General features: G+C 64.0%; 15 protein-coding genes. 8 read left to right on the top strand and 7 right to left on the bottom strand.

Going from position 1 to position 14,576, the window contains the following annotated elements:
- Positions 1–69 precede the first annotated feature (69 nt).
- Both HJ583_RS14145 and HJ583_RS14140 read left to right on the top strand, forming a co-directional pair.
- Positions 70–1,050: an asparaginase gene (locus HJ583_RS14145; protein ID WP_170022503.1), complete on the top strand. Its 981-nt coding sequence runs from the start codon at positions 70–72 to the stop codon at positions 1,048–1,050.
- Between the two features lie 308 nt (positions 1,051–1,358).
- Positions 1,359–1,556 (top strand): hypothetical protein, encoded by a 198-nt coding sequence (locus HJ583_RS14140; RefSeq protein ID WP_170022502.1) that lies wholly within the window; start codon positions 1,359–1,361, stop codon positions 1,554–1,556.
- Positions 1,557–1,628: 72 nt separating this feature from the next.
- Here HJ583_RS14140 and HJ583_RS14135 read toward each other — a convergent pair whose 3' ends face one another.
- Together HJ583_RS14135 and HJ583_RS14130 are read right to left on the bottom strand one after the other, a co-directional pair.
- Positions 1,629–2,459, bottom strand: coding sequence for a type IV pili methyl-accepting chemotaxis transducer N-terminal domain-containing protein (locus HJ583_RS14135; RefSeq protein ID WP_170022501.1), 831 nt, complete (start codon positions 2,457–2,459; stop codon positions 1,629–1,631).
- A gap of 117 nt (positions 2,460–2,576) precedes the next feature.
- Complete coding sequence (locus HJ583_RS14130; protein WP_170022500.1) at positions 2,577–3,743, bottom strand: class I SAM-dependent methyltransferase; 1,167 nt, start codon at positions 3,741–3,743, stop codon at positions 2,577–2,579.
- A 72-nt stretch (positions 3,744–3,815) separates the two neighbouring features.
- Between HJ583_RS14130 and HJ583_RS14125 the strand changes: the two genes are divergently transcribed.
- Both HJ583_RS14125 and HJ583_RS14120 read left to right on the top strand, forming a co-directional pair.
- On the top strand, positions 3,816–4,418 hold the full coding sequence (locus HJ583_RS14125) for an LON peptidase substrate-binding domain-containing protein (protein WP_170022499.1): 603 nt from the start codon (positions 3,816–3,818) through the stop codon (positions 4,416–4,418).
- A gap of 196 nt (positions 4,419–4,614) precedes the next feature.
- A complete protein-coding gene (locus tag HJ583_RS14120) occupies positions 4,615–4,827 on the top strand; it encodes a ClpX C4-type zinc finger protein (RefSeq protein WP_216821637.1) in 213 nt (70 codons plus the stop codon).
- Here the strand turns inward: HJ583_RS14120 and mutY are convergent.
- A complete protein-coding gene (gene mutY / locus HJ583_RS14115) occupies positions 4,824–5,852 on the bottom strand; it encodes an A/G-specific adenine glycosylase (RefSeq protein WP_170022498.1) in 1,029 nt (342 codons plus the stop codon). The two genes, HJ583_RS14120 and mutY, sit on opposite strands and share 4 nt — an antisense overlap.
- A 118-nt stretch (positions 5,853–5,970) precedes the next feature.
- Here mutY and HJ583_RS14110 point away from each other — a divergent pair, with 118 nt between their 5' ends.
- Positions 5,971–7,410 (top strand): carbonic anhydrase, encoded by a 1,440-nt coding sequence (locus tag HJ583_RS14110; protein WP_170022497.1) that lies wholly within the window; start codon positions 5,971–5,973, stop codon positions 7,408–7,410.
- On the opposite strand, the gene HJ583_RS14105 is transcribed toward HJ583_RS14110, so the two are convergent.
- Together HJ583_RS14105 and HJ583_RS14100 are read right to left on the bottom strand one after the other, a co-directional pair.
- Positions 7,394–8,701 (bottom strand): chloride channel protein, encoded by a 1,308-nt coding sequence (locus HJ583_RS14105; protein ID WP_170022496.1) that lies wholly within the window; start codon positions 8,699–8,701, stop codon positions 7,394–7,396. The genes HJ583_RS14110 and HJ583_RS14105 overlap by 17 nt on opposite strands.
- A 49-nt stretch (positions 8,702–8,750) precedes the next feature.
- A complete protein-coding gene (locus HJ583_RS14100) occupies positions 8,751–10,160 on the bottom strand; it encodes an aminotransferase-like domain-containing protein (protein WP_170022495.1) in 1,410 nt (469 codons plus the stop codon).
- 137 nt (positions 10,161–10,297) lie between these two features.
- Here HJ583_RS14100 and HJ583_RS14095 point away from each other — a divergent pair, with 137 nt between their 5' ends.
- Complete coding sequence (locus HJ583_RS14095; RefSeq protein ID WP_170022494.1) at positions 10,298–10,729, top strand: hypothetical protein; 432 nt, start codon at positions 10,298–10,300, stop codon at positions 10,727–10,729.
- An 83-nt stretch (positions 10,730–10,812) separates the two neighbouring features.
- Here the strand turns inward: HJ583_RS14095 and efp are convergent, their stop codons facing one another.
- Positions 10,813–11,370: an elongation factor P gene (gene efp, locus HJ583_RS14090; protein ID WP_101940961.1), complete on the bottom strand. Its 558-nt coding sequence runs from the start codon at positions 11,368–11,370 to the stop codon at positions 10,813–10,815.
- Positions 11,371–11,413: 43 nt separating this feature from the next.
- Entirely contained in the window at positions 11,414–12,595 is a 1,182-nt protein-coding gene (gene earP, locus HJ583_RS14085) for an elongation factor P maturation arginine rhamnosyltransferase EarP (protein ID WP_170022493.1), read from the bottom strand.
- A gap of 55 nt (positions 12,596–12,650) precedes the next feature.
- On the opposite strand from earP, the gene HJ583_RS14080 reads away from it, so the two are divergent.
- Both HJ583_RS14080 and HJ583_RS14075 read left to right on the top strand, forming a co-directional pair.
- On the top strand, positions 12,651–13,340 hold the full coding sequence (locus HJ583_RS14080; protein ID WP_170022492.1) for a Crp/Fnr family transcriptional regulator: 690 nt from the start codon (positions 12,651–12,653) through the stop codon (positions 13,338–13,340).
- A 42-nt stretch (positions 13,341–13,382) separates the two neighbouring features.
- Positions 13,383–14,561, top strand: a complete 1,179-nt coding sequence (locus HJ583_RS14075) for an MFS transporter (RefSeq protein WP_170022491.1) — start codon at positions 13,383–13,385, stop codon at positions 14,559–14,561.
- Positions 14,562–14,576: the final 15 nt, after the last annotated feature.

The following is a 14,576-nucleotide window of genomic DNA, read 5'->3' as shown; positions in this document are numbered from 1 at the left end:
ACCAGACGGAGCCAGGAGGACTGAGTGCCGAGCAGCATCTCACGGCCCCCAGCCCTCAACCCTCACGCCATGCCACGTCTAGCCTTGATTGCCACCGGCGGAACCATCGCCGGCAGCGGCGCGCAGGAGAACTACATCGCCGGCGTGCTCGGCGCTGATGTGCTGCTCGGCGCGGTCACGGAGTTGCGCCGGCTGGCGGACTGGCATGTGGAGCAGCCCTTTGCACTGGACAGCCGCGATATGGAGCCGGCTCACTGGCTGCTCCTCGCGGCCCGTGTGCAGGCCATGCTGGACGACCCGGCCATCGACGGCATCGTCATCACCCACGGCACGGACACGCTGGAGGAAAGTGCCTTTGCGCTGGACCTGTTGCTGCCTGCCGGCAAGCCGGTGGTGCTCACCGCCGCCATGCGCCCGGCCACCAGCCTGTCCTCCGATGGTCCGCTGAATCTCTTGCAAGCCGCCTGTGTGGCCCTGCATCCGGCGGCACGGGAGCGCGGAGTGCTAGTGGTGGCCAACGGCCTGATCATCGCGGCACAACAGTTGCGCAAGACTAGCACCCATGCTGTCGAAGCGCTGCAGCCACAGGCCGGCGCGGCGCCCCTCGGCCAGGTCATAGGTGAAATCGTGCAGCTGTCCCCCGGCCAACCGCCACGCTCCGCGCCACTGCAAGTCCAGCCGGGCGAATTGCCGCGCGTAGACATCCTGTATGCCCATGCCGGCGCCACACCAGATCTGATCGCAGCCTGTGTCGCCGCTGGCGCACGTGGGCTGGTTCTCGCCCTGAGCGGTCACGGTTCCATCCCACAATCCTGGCGCCCGGCACTGGCACAAGCCCGGGCGAGCGGCCTGCAGGTGGTGCGCGCCACGCGCATCAGCGCGGGTGGTGTGTGGCCAAATTGCAACGAAGACGATACCGCTAACGGCTGGCTCGCTGCCGGCCGGCTGAGCCCACAGCAGGCGCGCGTGCTCCTCATCCTGGCACTGGCCGGGCAGGCACACCCTGATCCGCAGCCGCTCTCCGGACTATTTGCGCGCTACCACGCCTGAGACCGGCCTCGCCCAGCCCCTTTAGCAAGGGGGAAACCCCTGTGTAAAAGCGCCTGACACCCCTTGGAGCAGCCCTCTGGTCGTGTTGCCAGCCCCTGCAGCGAGGAGTTGAATCGATTCATCCTGCGGGTGAATCGGCGATCACACAGTTTTGCAAGAAAGGGCCGCCATCCACCTCAAGTTCAGCGCTGCTCCGACGTTAGCGTATTTATCCACGCGAGTGCCCACGGCAGCCGGGCTGATTGCGGGAATCGGGGTGAGGCCTGCGCCGCACTCTGCCCAGATCGACCACGCAGATGGTGACCAGCATGAACACGATGACCCGCCCCGCCCCGGCAGCAATCGAAACCTACAGTGACGAAGTGCTCAATGCCAACTGGCTGCCCCAGGCCATGCTCGCCGCCCTGGGCTTGCCGCCCGGCAACACGCGCAACCGCCATGCCCGCAGCAGCAGCGTAAAGGATCCGGAGACCTTCATGGCGCGCCTGTACCGCGCCCAGGAGTAAGCCCCGCCTCCGGCTTGACTGGCTCGAGCACGCCGCACGGGCGATCTACACGCCTACCCGCAGCCCTGTAGATCAGCGCCGGCCGGCGTTGCTGGCCACCGCCGGCGCGGCATCACGTACCAGCCGCATATAGGCCAGCGCCGATTCATTCATGATCTGGCTGATCCGCTCGCTGGTCGTGGCCACATCGCGGCGTGCGAATTCGAAACTCTTCTCGCGATCATTCACGGCCAACTCGAAGAACATCCACTGCTGCCGCGCAACCTCCAGATTGGCGCGAATCGTCGGGGTGTTTTCGGCTGCAGCCGCCAGCTCGCCGAAGGCCGCCTTGAATTCCTTGCGGGTCTGCTCCAGATCCACCTCAGCAGCCTTGCCGCCCATTCCCGCCCGCATTTGCATATAGATACGCGCCAGTCGCTGCGCCAGCATGTCACTGCGCGAAGCCAGGTCAACCAGACGATAGAGTGGCGACTCCTGCGCCAGATCGAACTGCACAGCCAGGCTCTGCGCCGCAATCGAGATCTGCTCGGCTTCAGCTGACAGGCTGCTCGCGGCCGGGCCATTGAGTGGAGCCTCCAGGGCTTTGCGGAAACTCTCCCATTCACTCCCGATACGCCGTGCCGAGCGCGCCGCCGAACCGCTCTGGGCCGCGGCCTGCACGATCGGCAGGCAACGCTCGAACTCGGCAATGCTCTCGGCCAGACGCTGCTGCGCAGATCCCTGCTCCACACCCACACGGGCCTGCAGGTAGAGCTTGGCCTGACGCTGAGCCAGGCTACGCAGCTTGCCGGCCGCTTCCATCGGCGTCATCACGGCCGGCGAGGACGGTGCCGCCACGGCCGAGCAGGCGAAAGGAAAGCACAGGATCAGGCAGAGTGCCCACCAGCGTGAATTAATGCACATTTATTTATTACCAAAGTAGTAAGCAAATGTGAATTCTGCGTTGGCTGCATTAAAGCCAGATGACACCCCCAGTCGGTGCCGGACTTGAAGCCCGGCCGGGCAATCCCATCGCGAGAACTACAGGGCGTGGGTTCGATCCCCGCGCAGAACGCCGAGCCAGGCTTCGTCGAGGCCGCGCGTCAGCAACAGCACCTTGAACAGCTCGCCCATCTCATGCGGCGCCACCAGACGCAGGGCCGCGCGCGCAGCACGCAGATAGGCCGGCGAATCGCTGGGACCAACGCTGCCCAGCAACTCAAGCAAACCACAGTTCTGCAGGAAGCTTGCCTGGCTGGTGTAGCCGGCCACGCTGAAGCCTGCGTCATGGGCGGCGGTCGCGATGGCCGTAAAATCAACGAAGCTTGTGATGTCATTAAGGCCGGGCCACAGCAGCACTTCGGGGTGGGCGCGGTGGCGGTAGTAGCACTGCAGGCTGCCGCTAGAGCGGCTGGGCAGGTAGTACTCAGCCTGCGGATAGCCATAGTCGATCAGCAGCAGTGCCCCACGTTCGATGCGCGAAGCCCACTCAGCCACCCAGGCCTGGGCGGCAAGACAAATCTCGCTGAGGTATTCCCCCTCCTCCGGCATGGCCACGGGCAAGGCCTTGGCGGCTGCCAGCAGACGACCCGCAGCCGGGCGATCCTGCCAGGCGAATTCACCCGCTGCATCGAGCACCACACCGCGCTCGAAAATGGCGCCGTCGCGCCACACCACCAATTGCACCGGCATCACGTCGAGCACTTCGTTGGCCAGCACGCAGCCACTGAAATTTTCAGGCAGTGCATCCAGCCACACTACCCGCCCGGCCAGATGCGGCACCCGGGCCTGAATAGCTTCCGCCTGACGCACGCGCAGCTCGCCCGAGAGTTCAAGGATGCCGTACTGCGCGGGCAGGCAGCCACGCGCTTCAAGCTCCAGTAAAAGGTCGCAGGCCAGCGCCCCGGTACCGGCGCCCACCTCGATGAGCTCCGGAGCAGAAGCCTCCATGACCTGCAGTACCTGCGCAGCCAGTGCACGGCCAAAAAGCGGCGAGATTTCCGGTGCAGTCACGAAATCCCCGTCCGGACCGAACTTGCGCGAGCCACCGCTGTAGTAGCCGAGACCAGGGGCAAACAAAGCGAGTTCCATGAAGCGGGCAAAGCCGAGCCAGCCGCCGGCATCACGGATCTCAATGGCAATCCGGGCGGACAGGCGGGCGGAGTGTTCCAGCGCGTCTGCGCCGGGAGTGGGAAGCTGATTGTGCATGGCCGGATTGTAGCGGCGGCGGCGCTCGCCCGGCATCCACTACAATGACACACCCCTTCACGGCTCCCGCCCATGCCCGCCAGCCAGTCCCTGCCGCTTTTCCCGCTCCAGAGCGTGCTTTTCCCGCACAGCCGGATGAACCTGCGGGTCTTCGAAGCCCGTTATCTGGACATGATCGGCCGCTGCATGCAGGCCAATGCCCCCTTCGGCATCTGCCTGATTGCCGAAGGCAGCGAGGTGGGCGCCCCGGCCCTGCCGCACCGCATCGGCACCGAGGCCCTGATCGTGGACTGGGACATGAGCCAACCCGGCATCCTGGGCCTGGTCGTACGCGGCGGCCGGCGCTTTCGCATCCTTGAGCAGGAGGTCGATTCCCAAGGCCTCCTGACCGGCGAAATCGAATGGCTCGGCGAGCCCGCCAATGAACCGCCTGCAGCGGAATTCCTGAATCTTCTGCCGCTGCTGGCCGTGGTACTGAAGGACGCGGGTGAAGCGCGCATCCCACGCCCCTATGCACTCGATGACGCAAGCTGGGTCGGCTATCGCTATGCCGAGATCCTGCCGATCCAGCCCCTGGCGCGCCAGCGCCTGCTGGAGCTCGATGATGCCCAGCTGCGCCTGCGCATCATTGCCGACTACCTCACCCAGCAAGGCCTGCTGAAGAGCGTCAGCTGATGCTGCCGCCAAATGATTGTTTCAACAAATCAATTATTTGGCAGCTTCCGCCTACCATTCATAGCGGATATCCGCCCCTCGTCCGACGCTGGCGTAAAGCGTGACGGATTCCCTTGTACGCCGAAGGGGAAGCGATCGACACTCAGCACTCACCTGTCCCTAAAATGGACCGGAGAATCTTTCCGGGAGAGATGCCATGAGCGATTCAACGATGGATTTCAGCCAAACAATGCTGGAACTGAACGAAGCCATCAACCAGCTGCGCGAGCGCGAACCTGAGGATGTCTGCTGCTCCTTCTGCGGCAAGCCGCAGTCGGCCGTAGGCATGCTGGTGCCAGGGCCGAACTCGGTCTATATCTGCGACCTGTGCGTCACGCGTGCCGCGCGCCTGATCTCAACCCGCAGCTAAGTTTCCAGCAGCTTGCGGATCGGTGCCGGGAGCCCCAACTGCGCCAATGCCTCACGCGGCACCCAGCGCAAGGCCCCCTGCGCCACGCCAGGCGGCACGTGAGCGAGGCAAGTCCGCCAAGGCTGGATTTGTAGACGGAAATGGGTAAACACATGCTGTACCGGCGGCAGCGCCTCCCAGTTCTGAGCCGCCTGACCCAGATAGCGTAGCGCGGCCTGCGCCGGTGTTTCGCCCTCGATCATTTCGGGCAGGCTGAAGAGCCCTCCCCAGATCCCCTGCAGCGGCCGCTGCTCAAGCAAAACCGCGCCTTCAGCCTCGATCAGCAGCAGCTCGGCACAGCGTTGAGGCTGTGCCTTCTTGGGCCGCGGCGCCGGCAAACTGGCGGTCAGGCCATGCGCCCGGGCATGACAGGACTCACTCAAGGGGCAAGCTTCACAGCGCGGCCGGCTGCGCGTACACAGCGTTGCACCCAGATCCATCTGGGCCTGCGGATAGATTTCGAGCCCGGTCTCCGGCAGCAAGGATTCCGCCAAAGCCCACAGTTGCTGCTCCACCGCCCGCTCGCCGGGGAAACCACTGATGCCGAAATGCCGGCACAGCACGCGCTTCACATTTCCATCGAGAATCGCCACCCGCTCGCCGTAGCAGAAGGAGGCAATCGCCGCGGCAGTCGAACGGCCGATCCCGGGCAGGCTGGTGAGCAGCGCGGCAGTGGCCGGGAAGCGCCCGCCATGCTCGCTCATCACGGCCTGCGCAGCCCGATGCAGGTTACGCGCCCGGGCGTAATAGCCCAGCCCGGCCCACAGTGCGAGCACCTCATCAAGCGGGGCTGCTGCCAGCGCAGCAACATCCGGAAAACGCACCAGAAAACGCAGGTAGTACGGGATCACCGTATCCACCTGGGTCTGCTGCAACATGATTTCGGACAGCCAGACGCGGTAGGGATCGCGTGTGTTCTGCCAGGGCAGGTCGTGGCGGCCATGTTGGCGCTGCCAGGCCATCAGGCGGGTAGCAAAGTCACTCATGGGGCCGGAGCCTAGCATCGCTGACGACCGTCCGGGCCCCGAAGTGGCGCGCTCCGCTCAAGGCAGCCCCCCGCTGTGCCGCTAAGCAAGGAAGTTTCCGCATATTCCGGGTGTGATCATGGGCAAATTTTCTGCTGGGCTGCTGTGTGCCGTGTGTTGCCTGCCACTGCAGGCGGCTGACTGGCTAGTGGTAGCCAAAGACAAGCTGCGCAGCGTCGAAATCGATCGTGGCAGCGTGATGGAATCCGACGGTGGCTCACGGGTGGCCTGGGGGCGCATCGTACTCACCGAGGCTCAGGCCGACAAAGCAGGTTACAAGACCCTGCGCGCACTAAACCGTTACGACTGCCGCACACGCAGCTTCACCCTCGTCAAACGAGTCTATCTGTCGGCCGACGACCGCGTACTGCGCGAGGAAAACGTTGATGCCAGCAACCCCAGCGTCGTTCGCCCGGGCACCGTCGATGAGCGCTTCCTGAACGAAATCTGCCCGCTCCCTGCCTCTGAAACGGCGAAGAAAACCAGCCCTGCCAGCAAACGCAGCCTGCAGGAAATCGCCGATGAGGCCGGTCGGCGTGCCGCCGCGGCCGGCAGTACAGAGGGCAGCGAGCGCCCCTTTCGCCGCGCCGAGCTCCGCCTCGTCAAGGACGAAGCCCCCGCCGCCAGCGCAAAGCCAGCCGCTCCGGCTTCCGCCGCCGCCCATGGAGAAATCACCGCCAAGCCGCCCCTGAACCCGGAGCCCAAAGCCGCCAGCCAGGAAGCCCCCACTCCGCCGGTGTATCGCGCGGCACCGCCGCAATACACGCCCCGGCCGGTCGCGCCGAGAGCCCCCAAAGCCCCGGCCAGCCATGCGGTCGCGGCGGCTCCAGTGGCTCACAACCCGCACGCCCACTGGAGTTACGAGGGCGAGACCGGGCCTGAATTCTGGGCCTCGCTGAATCCGGCCAACAGCGCCTGTAGCCGCGGCAGCCGACAATCCCCGATCGACATCCGCGACGGCATCCGCGTTGAGCAGGAAGAGCTGGTGTTCGACTACAAGCCGTCCTATTTCCGCATCGTCGATAACGGCCACACCATCCAGGTCAATTACGGATCCGGCTCCATGCTCACGGTCATGGGGCGCAACTACGAGCTGCAGCAATTCCACTTTCATCGGCCGTCCGAAGAGCGCGTCGGCGGACGCGCCTTCGCGATGGTGGCGCATCTGGTGCATAAGGATCTGGAGGGGCGCCTGGCGGTCGTCGCGGTACTAATCGAGGAAGGCGCGGCCAACCCTCTGATCCAGACCCTGTGGAACAATCTGCCGCTGGAGAAGAACGAGGAATACACGCCAAAAGCCTCCATCCGCATGAGCGAACTGCTGCCCGCCAGGCTCGATTACTACAGCTACATGGGCTCACTCACAACCCCGCCGTGCACCGAAGGCGTGCTGTGGCTGGTGCTCAAGCAACCAATGAGCCTATCGCGCGAGCAGATCGAAATCTTCAGCCGCTTCTATAGCAACAACGCCCGCCCGCTCCAAGCCCAGAAGGGGCGCGTAATCAAGGAGAGCCGCTAGGCAATGGAAGGCGCCGCGCCAGACCGTAGAACACCGGCTCGGCGCCACTTGCCCGTGCGGCGACATGGCCCAGAGTTGCGGCCAAAATCAGCGGGATCATCAATTGCTGATTGCTGCTCATCTCCAGCACCACGACGAAAGAGGTGATCGGAGCCTGAGTCAGTCCTCCCAGATAGGCAGCCATGCACAGCAAGGCCAGCGCCCCAAGCGTGCTGCCGGGGCAGAGAAACTCTACGAAACCGGATAAACCGGCGCCGATGGCCAGCGAAGGCGCGAAAATGCCGGCCGGAATGGAAGAGGCGAAAGTGATCAGCAGAGACAGCATCTTCAGCGGACTGTAGTACAAGGGCATGCTGGCGGCGCTGGTCACGGCCTGTCGCGCCTCCTCATAGCCGGTTCCCCATGTCAGCCCGCCGCTGGCCAATCCCAATAAAGCAGCGCACAGCCCGCAGGCCGAGGCAAAGTACATCGGTCGCCCAGCCCGCAGGCTGCGCAGGCGCACCGGCAGCAGGCGTTCGACATTGATCGCGGCGCGCGAAAAGAGGCCGCCAGCCAGCCCACCCACTATGCCGCACAGCAAGAGCGCATCGAGTTCGCTGAACACAGCCAGAGTGGCCGCGCTGCGGCCGAAATAGAGGTAGTTGCCAAGCAGTGCAGTTGAAGCCAGGCCTGCCAGTACGACAGCCATCAGGGTGGTGGCATTGGCATTGAAACTTCGCTTGCGGCTGAGCTCCTCGATTGCAAACATGATGCCCGCCAGCGGCGTGTTGAAAGCCGCGGCGACCCCGATCGCACCACCTGCCACCAGCAACTGGCGCGGGCTCGCAGCGTGACGCAGGTAGGACCAGCGCGCACCACCCTGCATGATCGCAGCCCCCAGAAAGATACTCGGCCCTTCACGCCCGGCTGCAGCGCCCCACAGCATGGCCAGTGGCGTCAGCAGGAGTTTGCCGAGTGCGGCGCGAAAACCCGGCATGTGCACCCCATGATCGAGGGCGGCAGCCACCGTCTGCGGTACACCACTCCCCTGCGTACCGGCAAAAATCCGCAGACTCAGCCAACTGCTCAACGCGAAACCGGCCGGCATCCACAGCAGGGCCAGCCAGGGCGACACCGCCATCAGCCGCAGGTGCAGCAAGGCCGCCCAATCCGCCAGCACCGCCAGCAGGATCACCCCGCACGCAGCCAGCAGGGCCAGCGCACCGAACAGCCCCCGCCCCTGCCAGCGCCCGGCGCGCAGCGGAATCCGCCAACTGCGTGGCAATTTCGCCATCAGTGCTTCAAAGCGCACAAGCCTCTCCTCGTCTAAACAGCAACGGATTCACGCAAGCGACGTGCCTTCAGCCTTGCGCATCCAGCGCCTCACCCAGAAAACGCTCCAGGCGCACATCACCGCCATAAGCCACGTTCAGGCGCAGCCACGGAGAGGCCTGGCCTTGCGGGCGGAACAGGGTGCCGGGCGCGAGAATGATGCCCTGCTGCGCGGCCCGTGCGGCCAGCGCTACGGCATCGTCCACGCCGGGAATCCTCGTCCAGATGAAGACCCCGCCTTGGGGCGCGATAAAGGGCGCGAGCCCCACCTTGTCGGCCAGGCGCAGGGTGCGCGCACTGGCCTCACCGAGACGGTTGCGCAAACGCTCCACATATTTTCGGTAGTGGCCCTCGGTCAGCATCCGATACACCATATCCTCGGCCGCTTCGGGGGTGGCCAGCGAGGTCAGCACCTTGATGTTGGTAAGCGCCTCGGTGATGGCCGGACAGGCCGCCACAAACCCCACCCGCAGATTGCCGGACAGGGTCTTGGAAAAACTGCTGATGTAGACCACTCGATCCAGGTGATCGAGTGCCGCCAGGCGCGTCGTAATGCCCGGATGCAGATCACAGTAAGTATCGTCTTCGACGATATGGAAATCGTGGCGCGCCGCGCACTGCAGGATGCGATAGGCATTGGCTGGCGAGAGACAGGCACCAGTCGGGTTGTGCAGCACCGACTGGGTGAAATACACCTTCGGCTTGTGTTCGGCGGCCAGGCGCTCAAGCTCGGCCGCATCCGGTCCCTCGGGCGTCCACGGCACACCGATCAGGCGCGCACCATGCAGCCGCAACAGGCCGAAAAGCGAGAAATAGCCTGGATCATCCACCAGCACCGCGTCACCGCGTCGCACGAAGTGGTGCACCGCCATATCCAGCGCTTGAGTGGCGCCATGCGTCAGCACGATCTGCGCCGGCTGCACCGCGATGCCCAGCTCGGCCAGCTTGAAGGGCAGATGCTGGCGCAGCGGCAGGTAGCCCTGCGGACGGCCGTAGTCGCCCAGATTGCTGCCCTCGTCGCGCAGCATGGCACGCAACTGGCGCCGCAAGCCCTCTTCATCCAGCCAGCTGCGCGGCAGCCAGCCGGCACTCGCGCGCAAGCCCTCGGCCCCCGCATCGAGTGCCTGCCGCATCAGCCAGGCTGCATCCACGGCCGCACTCGCAATCGGGGCGGGATGGGGATTGCTCGCCGGCAAGCTGCGATTGGCGACGTAAAAACCGGAGCCACGGCGCGACTGGACGTAACCCTGAGCCACCAGCCGGTCATACGCCTCCACCACCGTGAAGCGGCTCACCTCATGGTTTTCGGCGAACTGGCGGATCGCCGCCAAGCGTGCTCCCGGGCGCAACACGCGATCTTCGATCTGGCCACGAATGGCGTGCACGATCTGATCTACGAGCGGCACGCCGCTCTCGGGGGAAAGGCTGATCTGCAGCATGTGTCGGCTCCTCCGGCCATGTCCGTGCCGGTGATTGGACCGGTACAGTGCGTTGCATTGCCAGAATTATTGTACCGGTCGGCAAACGGAATTGTCCGCTATTGTCTTGTTGCACGACAACAAAACCGGGAGCCATCATGTTGCCGCAAACCACCTCCGCCGCCTCCAGCCCTTCACGCCTGCAAACCCTTGCGCTATGCACGAGCGTCATCGCCATCCCACTACTGCTAGGCTTGGCCGGCGAGAAAATGCGCGCCATCACGAGCCCGGCTCCAACGCAGCAAAGCTTCGACGCCAGCCGCCAGATGCTCTATGTAGCGCAGGCCGATGGCAGCGTGCGGGTGCTGAACCTGCGCAACACCGTCGGCGAAATCGGTGCTTTGCGCAGCGCCGAACGGCGTGAGGTGCGAGCCATGAAGTTGCAGGCAAACGGTCACGAACTGTGGCTGCGCGGCGACGATGCCGATTACCGCTACGACGCGCACAGCCTGCGCCTGATCGCTCGCGAAGCATCCGTCGCGCAAACCCTGGCCATGAGTGCGCCGGCCGCCGGCCCCTTGCAACGCTGAACAAAAGAAACGCAGAAAAACAAAAAGGGACCACGGAGGTCCCTTTTTCATTTCGCCAGAATCTCTGGCGAAGCGTCCGGCACTTACTTCACGCGGCTCTTGTATTCGTCGGTACGCGTATCGATTTCGATCTTGTCGCCGATTTCAACGAAGGCCGGTACCGGCAGTTCGAAACCGGTCGCCAGGCGAGCGGGCTTCATCACCTTGCCGGAGGTATCGCCCTTCACGGCAGGCTCGGTGTACTCGACCACACGGACCACGGAGGTGGGCAGTTCAACCGAGATGGCCTTCTCGTTGTAGAACACGACTTCGCACTTCAGGCCGTCTTCCAGATACTTCAGTGCATCGGTCATGTTGTCGGCTTCGATGTCGTACTGGTTGTACTCATCGTCCATGAACACGTACATCGGCTCGGCGAAGTAGGAGTAGGTCACTTCCTTGCGGTCGAGCTGAACGACCTCAAACTTGTCATCAGCCTTGTAGACGAATTCGGAACCCGCTTCGGTGAGCAGATTCTTGAACTTCATCTTCACTTGAGCGGCATTACGGCCACCCTTGGAGTATTCAGCGCGTTGCACAACCAGCGGCTCGGAGCCGACCATCACGACGTTGCCGACGCGGAGTTCTTGAGCGGTTTTCATAGGGGACACCTTAAAGCGGCGCCCGGATGTGCGCCTGACAAGTTTACAAAGCCGGGCATTCTAGCAAGTTTTTACAGAAAATCAGCAGCTTGGAGCCCAGATCGGGCTCCGAAACAAGATTTTTTGTCCATCGCTGTGCGTGCTTCTGCAAGCCCGGCAGCGCGGCCAGCAGAGCCGGCCAACAGGCGTCGGCCCCCTGCTCGTCCTCCCAGGCCTGCCAGAATTTGCGCAGCGCACGGCTTTCCATTTCCCCCAGTGTCGTGCAGTAAAGCGCGAGAAAAGCCGCCAGCTTGGGAAGATGGGCGCCCTCCTGCTGCTGATAGATGTGCCACACCAGCGGCCGCGCGGCCCACTGGGCACGCACGAAGGAATCTTCGCCGCGCACAAAGTTCAGATCACAGGCAGCCAGCAGCAGGTCGTAATCCTGCTGGGCGAGGAAAGGCAGGAAAGCCAAGCGCAGGCGCCCCACCTGCGGAAGCGGCCGGTGGGCGCGAGCCGGCATGTCACCGCCGTTGGCCACGCCCTTAGCTGCAAGCCAGGCCTCGATCTGCGGCAAATGCCGCCCGGCAGTGACAGCGCAGAAGATTTCACGCTCGCCGTTTGCCCAAGCATCAAGCAGGCCCGGGAGCGCAGCGTTTTCATAGGCGAACAGCGAGATCTTCAAGGCCTCATCTGCCACGCAAGCGCCGCTGATGCGCTGCCAGAATGCGTTCTGAGCCGAGGCGCTCGATTGAAATATGTGCAGCGTGTCGAACAGGCGGGTTTCGCGGATCAGGCCACCAGTTGCGGGCGTAAAACCCGGAAAGAAGAAGTGTTTGACCAGAGGCAGGCGTGGATGCGGCGAGGGCAAGGCATGGCTGCCGGCGGCCCAGTCTTCCGCGGTGAGGTATTCGAGATTGATCCACACCGGACGGTGGGCGCGCGCCGCCATTGCCCGCACGTAAGCCTCAGGTGGGTCACAAGCAAAAGCTTCGATCACGAGATCAGCAGCTTCGGCCTGTACAGCGTCCCGCCAGCGGCAAATGCGCACCCCAGCCACCTCCTGCACCGCGACATCCACCGCCACGCCCCCTTCCAGCCGGGCAAAGACTGCCAGATCATCGACCCACAAACACACGGCCAGGCCATGCTCGGCCACCAGTTGTCGGGCAAGGCGCCAGCACACACCGATGTCGCCATAGTTGTCGATGACTTTGCAGAAGATGTCGCAGCGCGTGACGGACATGACAGGATTGATCAGAATGCGGGGTCCCCACATTGTCCCAGCAAGTCACAACAAGATGGAAAAACAGCTCAAAGCCGACGTGCGCGGCCTGCTTGGCCGCCTGCCGATGTTTGCCGCCGTGGATGGCGAAGCGCTGGACCGGATTGCCGCCAGTGTCACTGAACATCGTCTGGCGCGCGGTGATGTGCTGTTCCGCCAGAACTCGCCCTGTACCGGCTTCTATGTGGTGGTACATGGTCAGATGAAGCTGGCGGTGACGGCGCCCAACGGCAACGAAAAAGTGCTCGAGATCATCCCCGCCCATATGAGTTTCGGCGAAGCGGTGATGTTCCTCGGCCGCCCGTTCCCGGTGACGGCTGAAGCCCTGACCGACTCGCTGATACTGGGCGTGCCGCGCGACCCGGTGCAGGATCTGATCGACAGCGACAAGCTGTTTGCCCGCAAAATGCTGGCCGGCCTGTCGCTGCGCCTGCACTCGCTGGTCAAGGATGTGGAGGGCTATGCCCTGCGCTCCTCCACCCAGCGCCTGATCGGCTACCTGCTGCGCGAGGCGGGAGACGATGCCGCCGACCCGGTCGAAATTGATCTGCCAACCAGCAAACAGGTACTGGCTTCGCGTCTCTCGGTCACCCCCGAGACCTTCTCGCGCATCCTTCACAACCTGTCGGCCGACGGGCTGGTGGAGGTGGATGGCAAGACCATCCGCGTCGCAAACCTTGCCCGCCTGCGCGACCATGAGGCCTGACGGCCTCCGAAACTTGTCAGACAAAGGCGGTAGAATGCAGCAATGCAGCTGACCCGCAACCAGATCCAGCTCTTTTCCCTCATTGCCGTCTCGATGCTGGCCCACATCACGGTGGGGGGCGGACGCATCGCTGCATCGCTCTACATGCTCAAGCATGGCGGCTCGGAAGCCCTCGCCGGCATTGCCTACAGCGGCTACAGCCTGCTTCCGGCCCTGCTCTCGCTTGCGATGGGCAAATGGATAGACCGGGTCGGCGCTCGCAAGGTGATGCGCACCAGCCAGTTGATCATGATCGCTGGCCTTGCCCTGCCTGCCTTGCACCCTTCCATGTTCACCGTCCTCGGTGCCGCGCTGGTTTGCGGTTTCGGCTTTGCCAGCTACATGCTGGCCGCGAACGTTGCCGTCAGCCTGATGCCTTTCCAGCACGAGGGCGAGCGCGTGGGCATGCTGGGCTGGCTGGGCATGGGAAATTCGGTCGCCGCTGTTGGCGGGCCGACCATTGCCGGCTTCGTGATCGACCACGGCGGCTTTGCCGCCGCCTACGCCACAATGGCTGCCATCGTGCTGGCCAGCCTGGTCATGTCCCTCTGTGTGGAAGTACCGGGAGGCGAAGCACAGCCGCGCAAGGGCAAGGGGCAAGGCAGCAGCGTGGTAAAAATGGTGTTCTCGAATTCTCGTCTGCTACGCATCTACCTCCTGGCGATGGCTGTTTCGATGGCCTACGACTGCTTCGCGTTCATGACGCCGGTGCTGGGGCATGAGCGCGGCCTGTCGGCCACCAGCATCGGCCTGATCATGTCCTGCTTTGCGGTGGGCACTTTTTCCTCGCGTGCGCTGCTGCCCTGGCTATCCCGTCGCTTGGTCGAATGGCGCTTGATGACGCTGGCCTATGCCATCACGGCCACAACTTTCCTGCTACTGCCCTTTGCGCATCAGGTCTGGCTGCATGCCGCACTCGGCTTTTGCTTCGGCCTGTCGGCAGGGGTTGGCCAACCCGCCATCCTGGGCCTGATCTACCGGGTGATGCCGGCTGACAAAGCGGGTGAAGGTGCTGGCCTGCGTGCCATGATGGGCAACACCATGGGGCTGACCGCCCCCTCCTTGTACGGCGCAGTCTCCGGGCTGGTCGGTGCAACGCCAGTCTTTCTGGGCGTCGGTCTGGTCGCCGGTTTTGCCAGCTGGCAAGCGGACCGCGGCTGGCGCCTCAGTCGCCGGGATTGAACCGGAGCGATCAAA

The organism is Uliginosibacterium aquaticum (assembly GCF_012972705.2).
GTDB classification, from domain to species: Bacteria; Pseudomonadota; Gammaproteobacteria; order Burkholderiales; family Rhodocyclaceae; genus Uliginosibacterium; species Uliginosibacterium aquaticum.
Note: the sequence above shows the minus strand (reverse complement) of the source record. Positions and strands in the feature narration are given on the sequence as shown.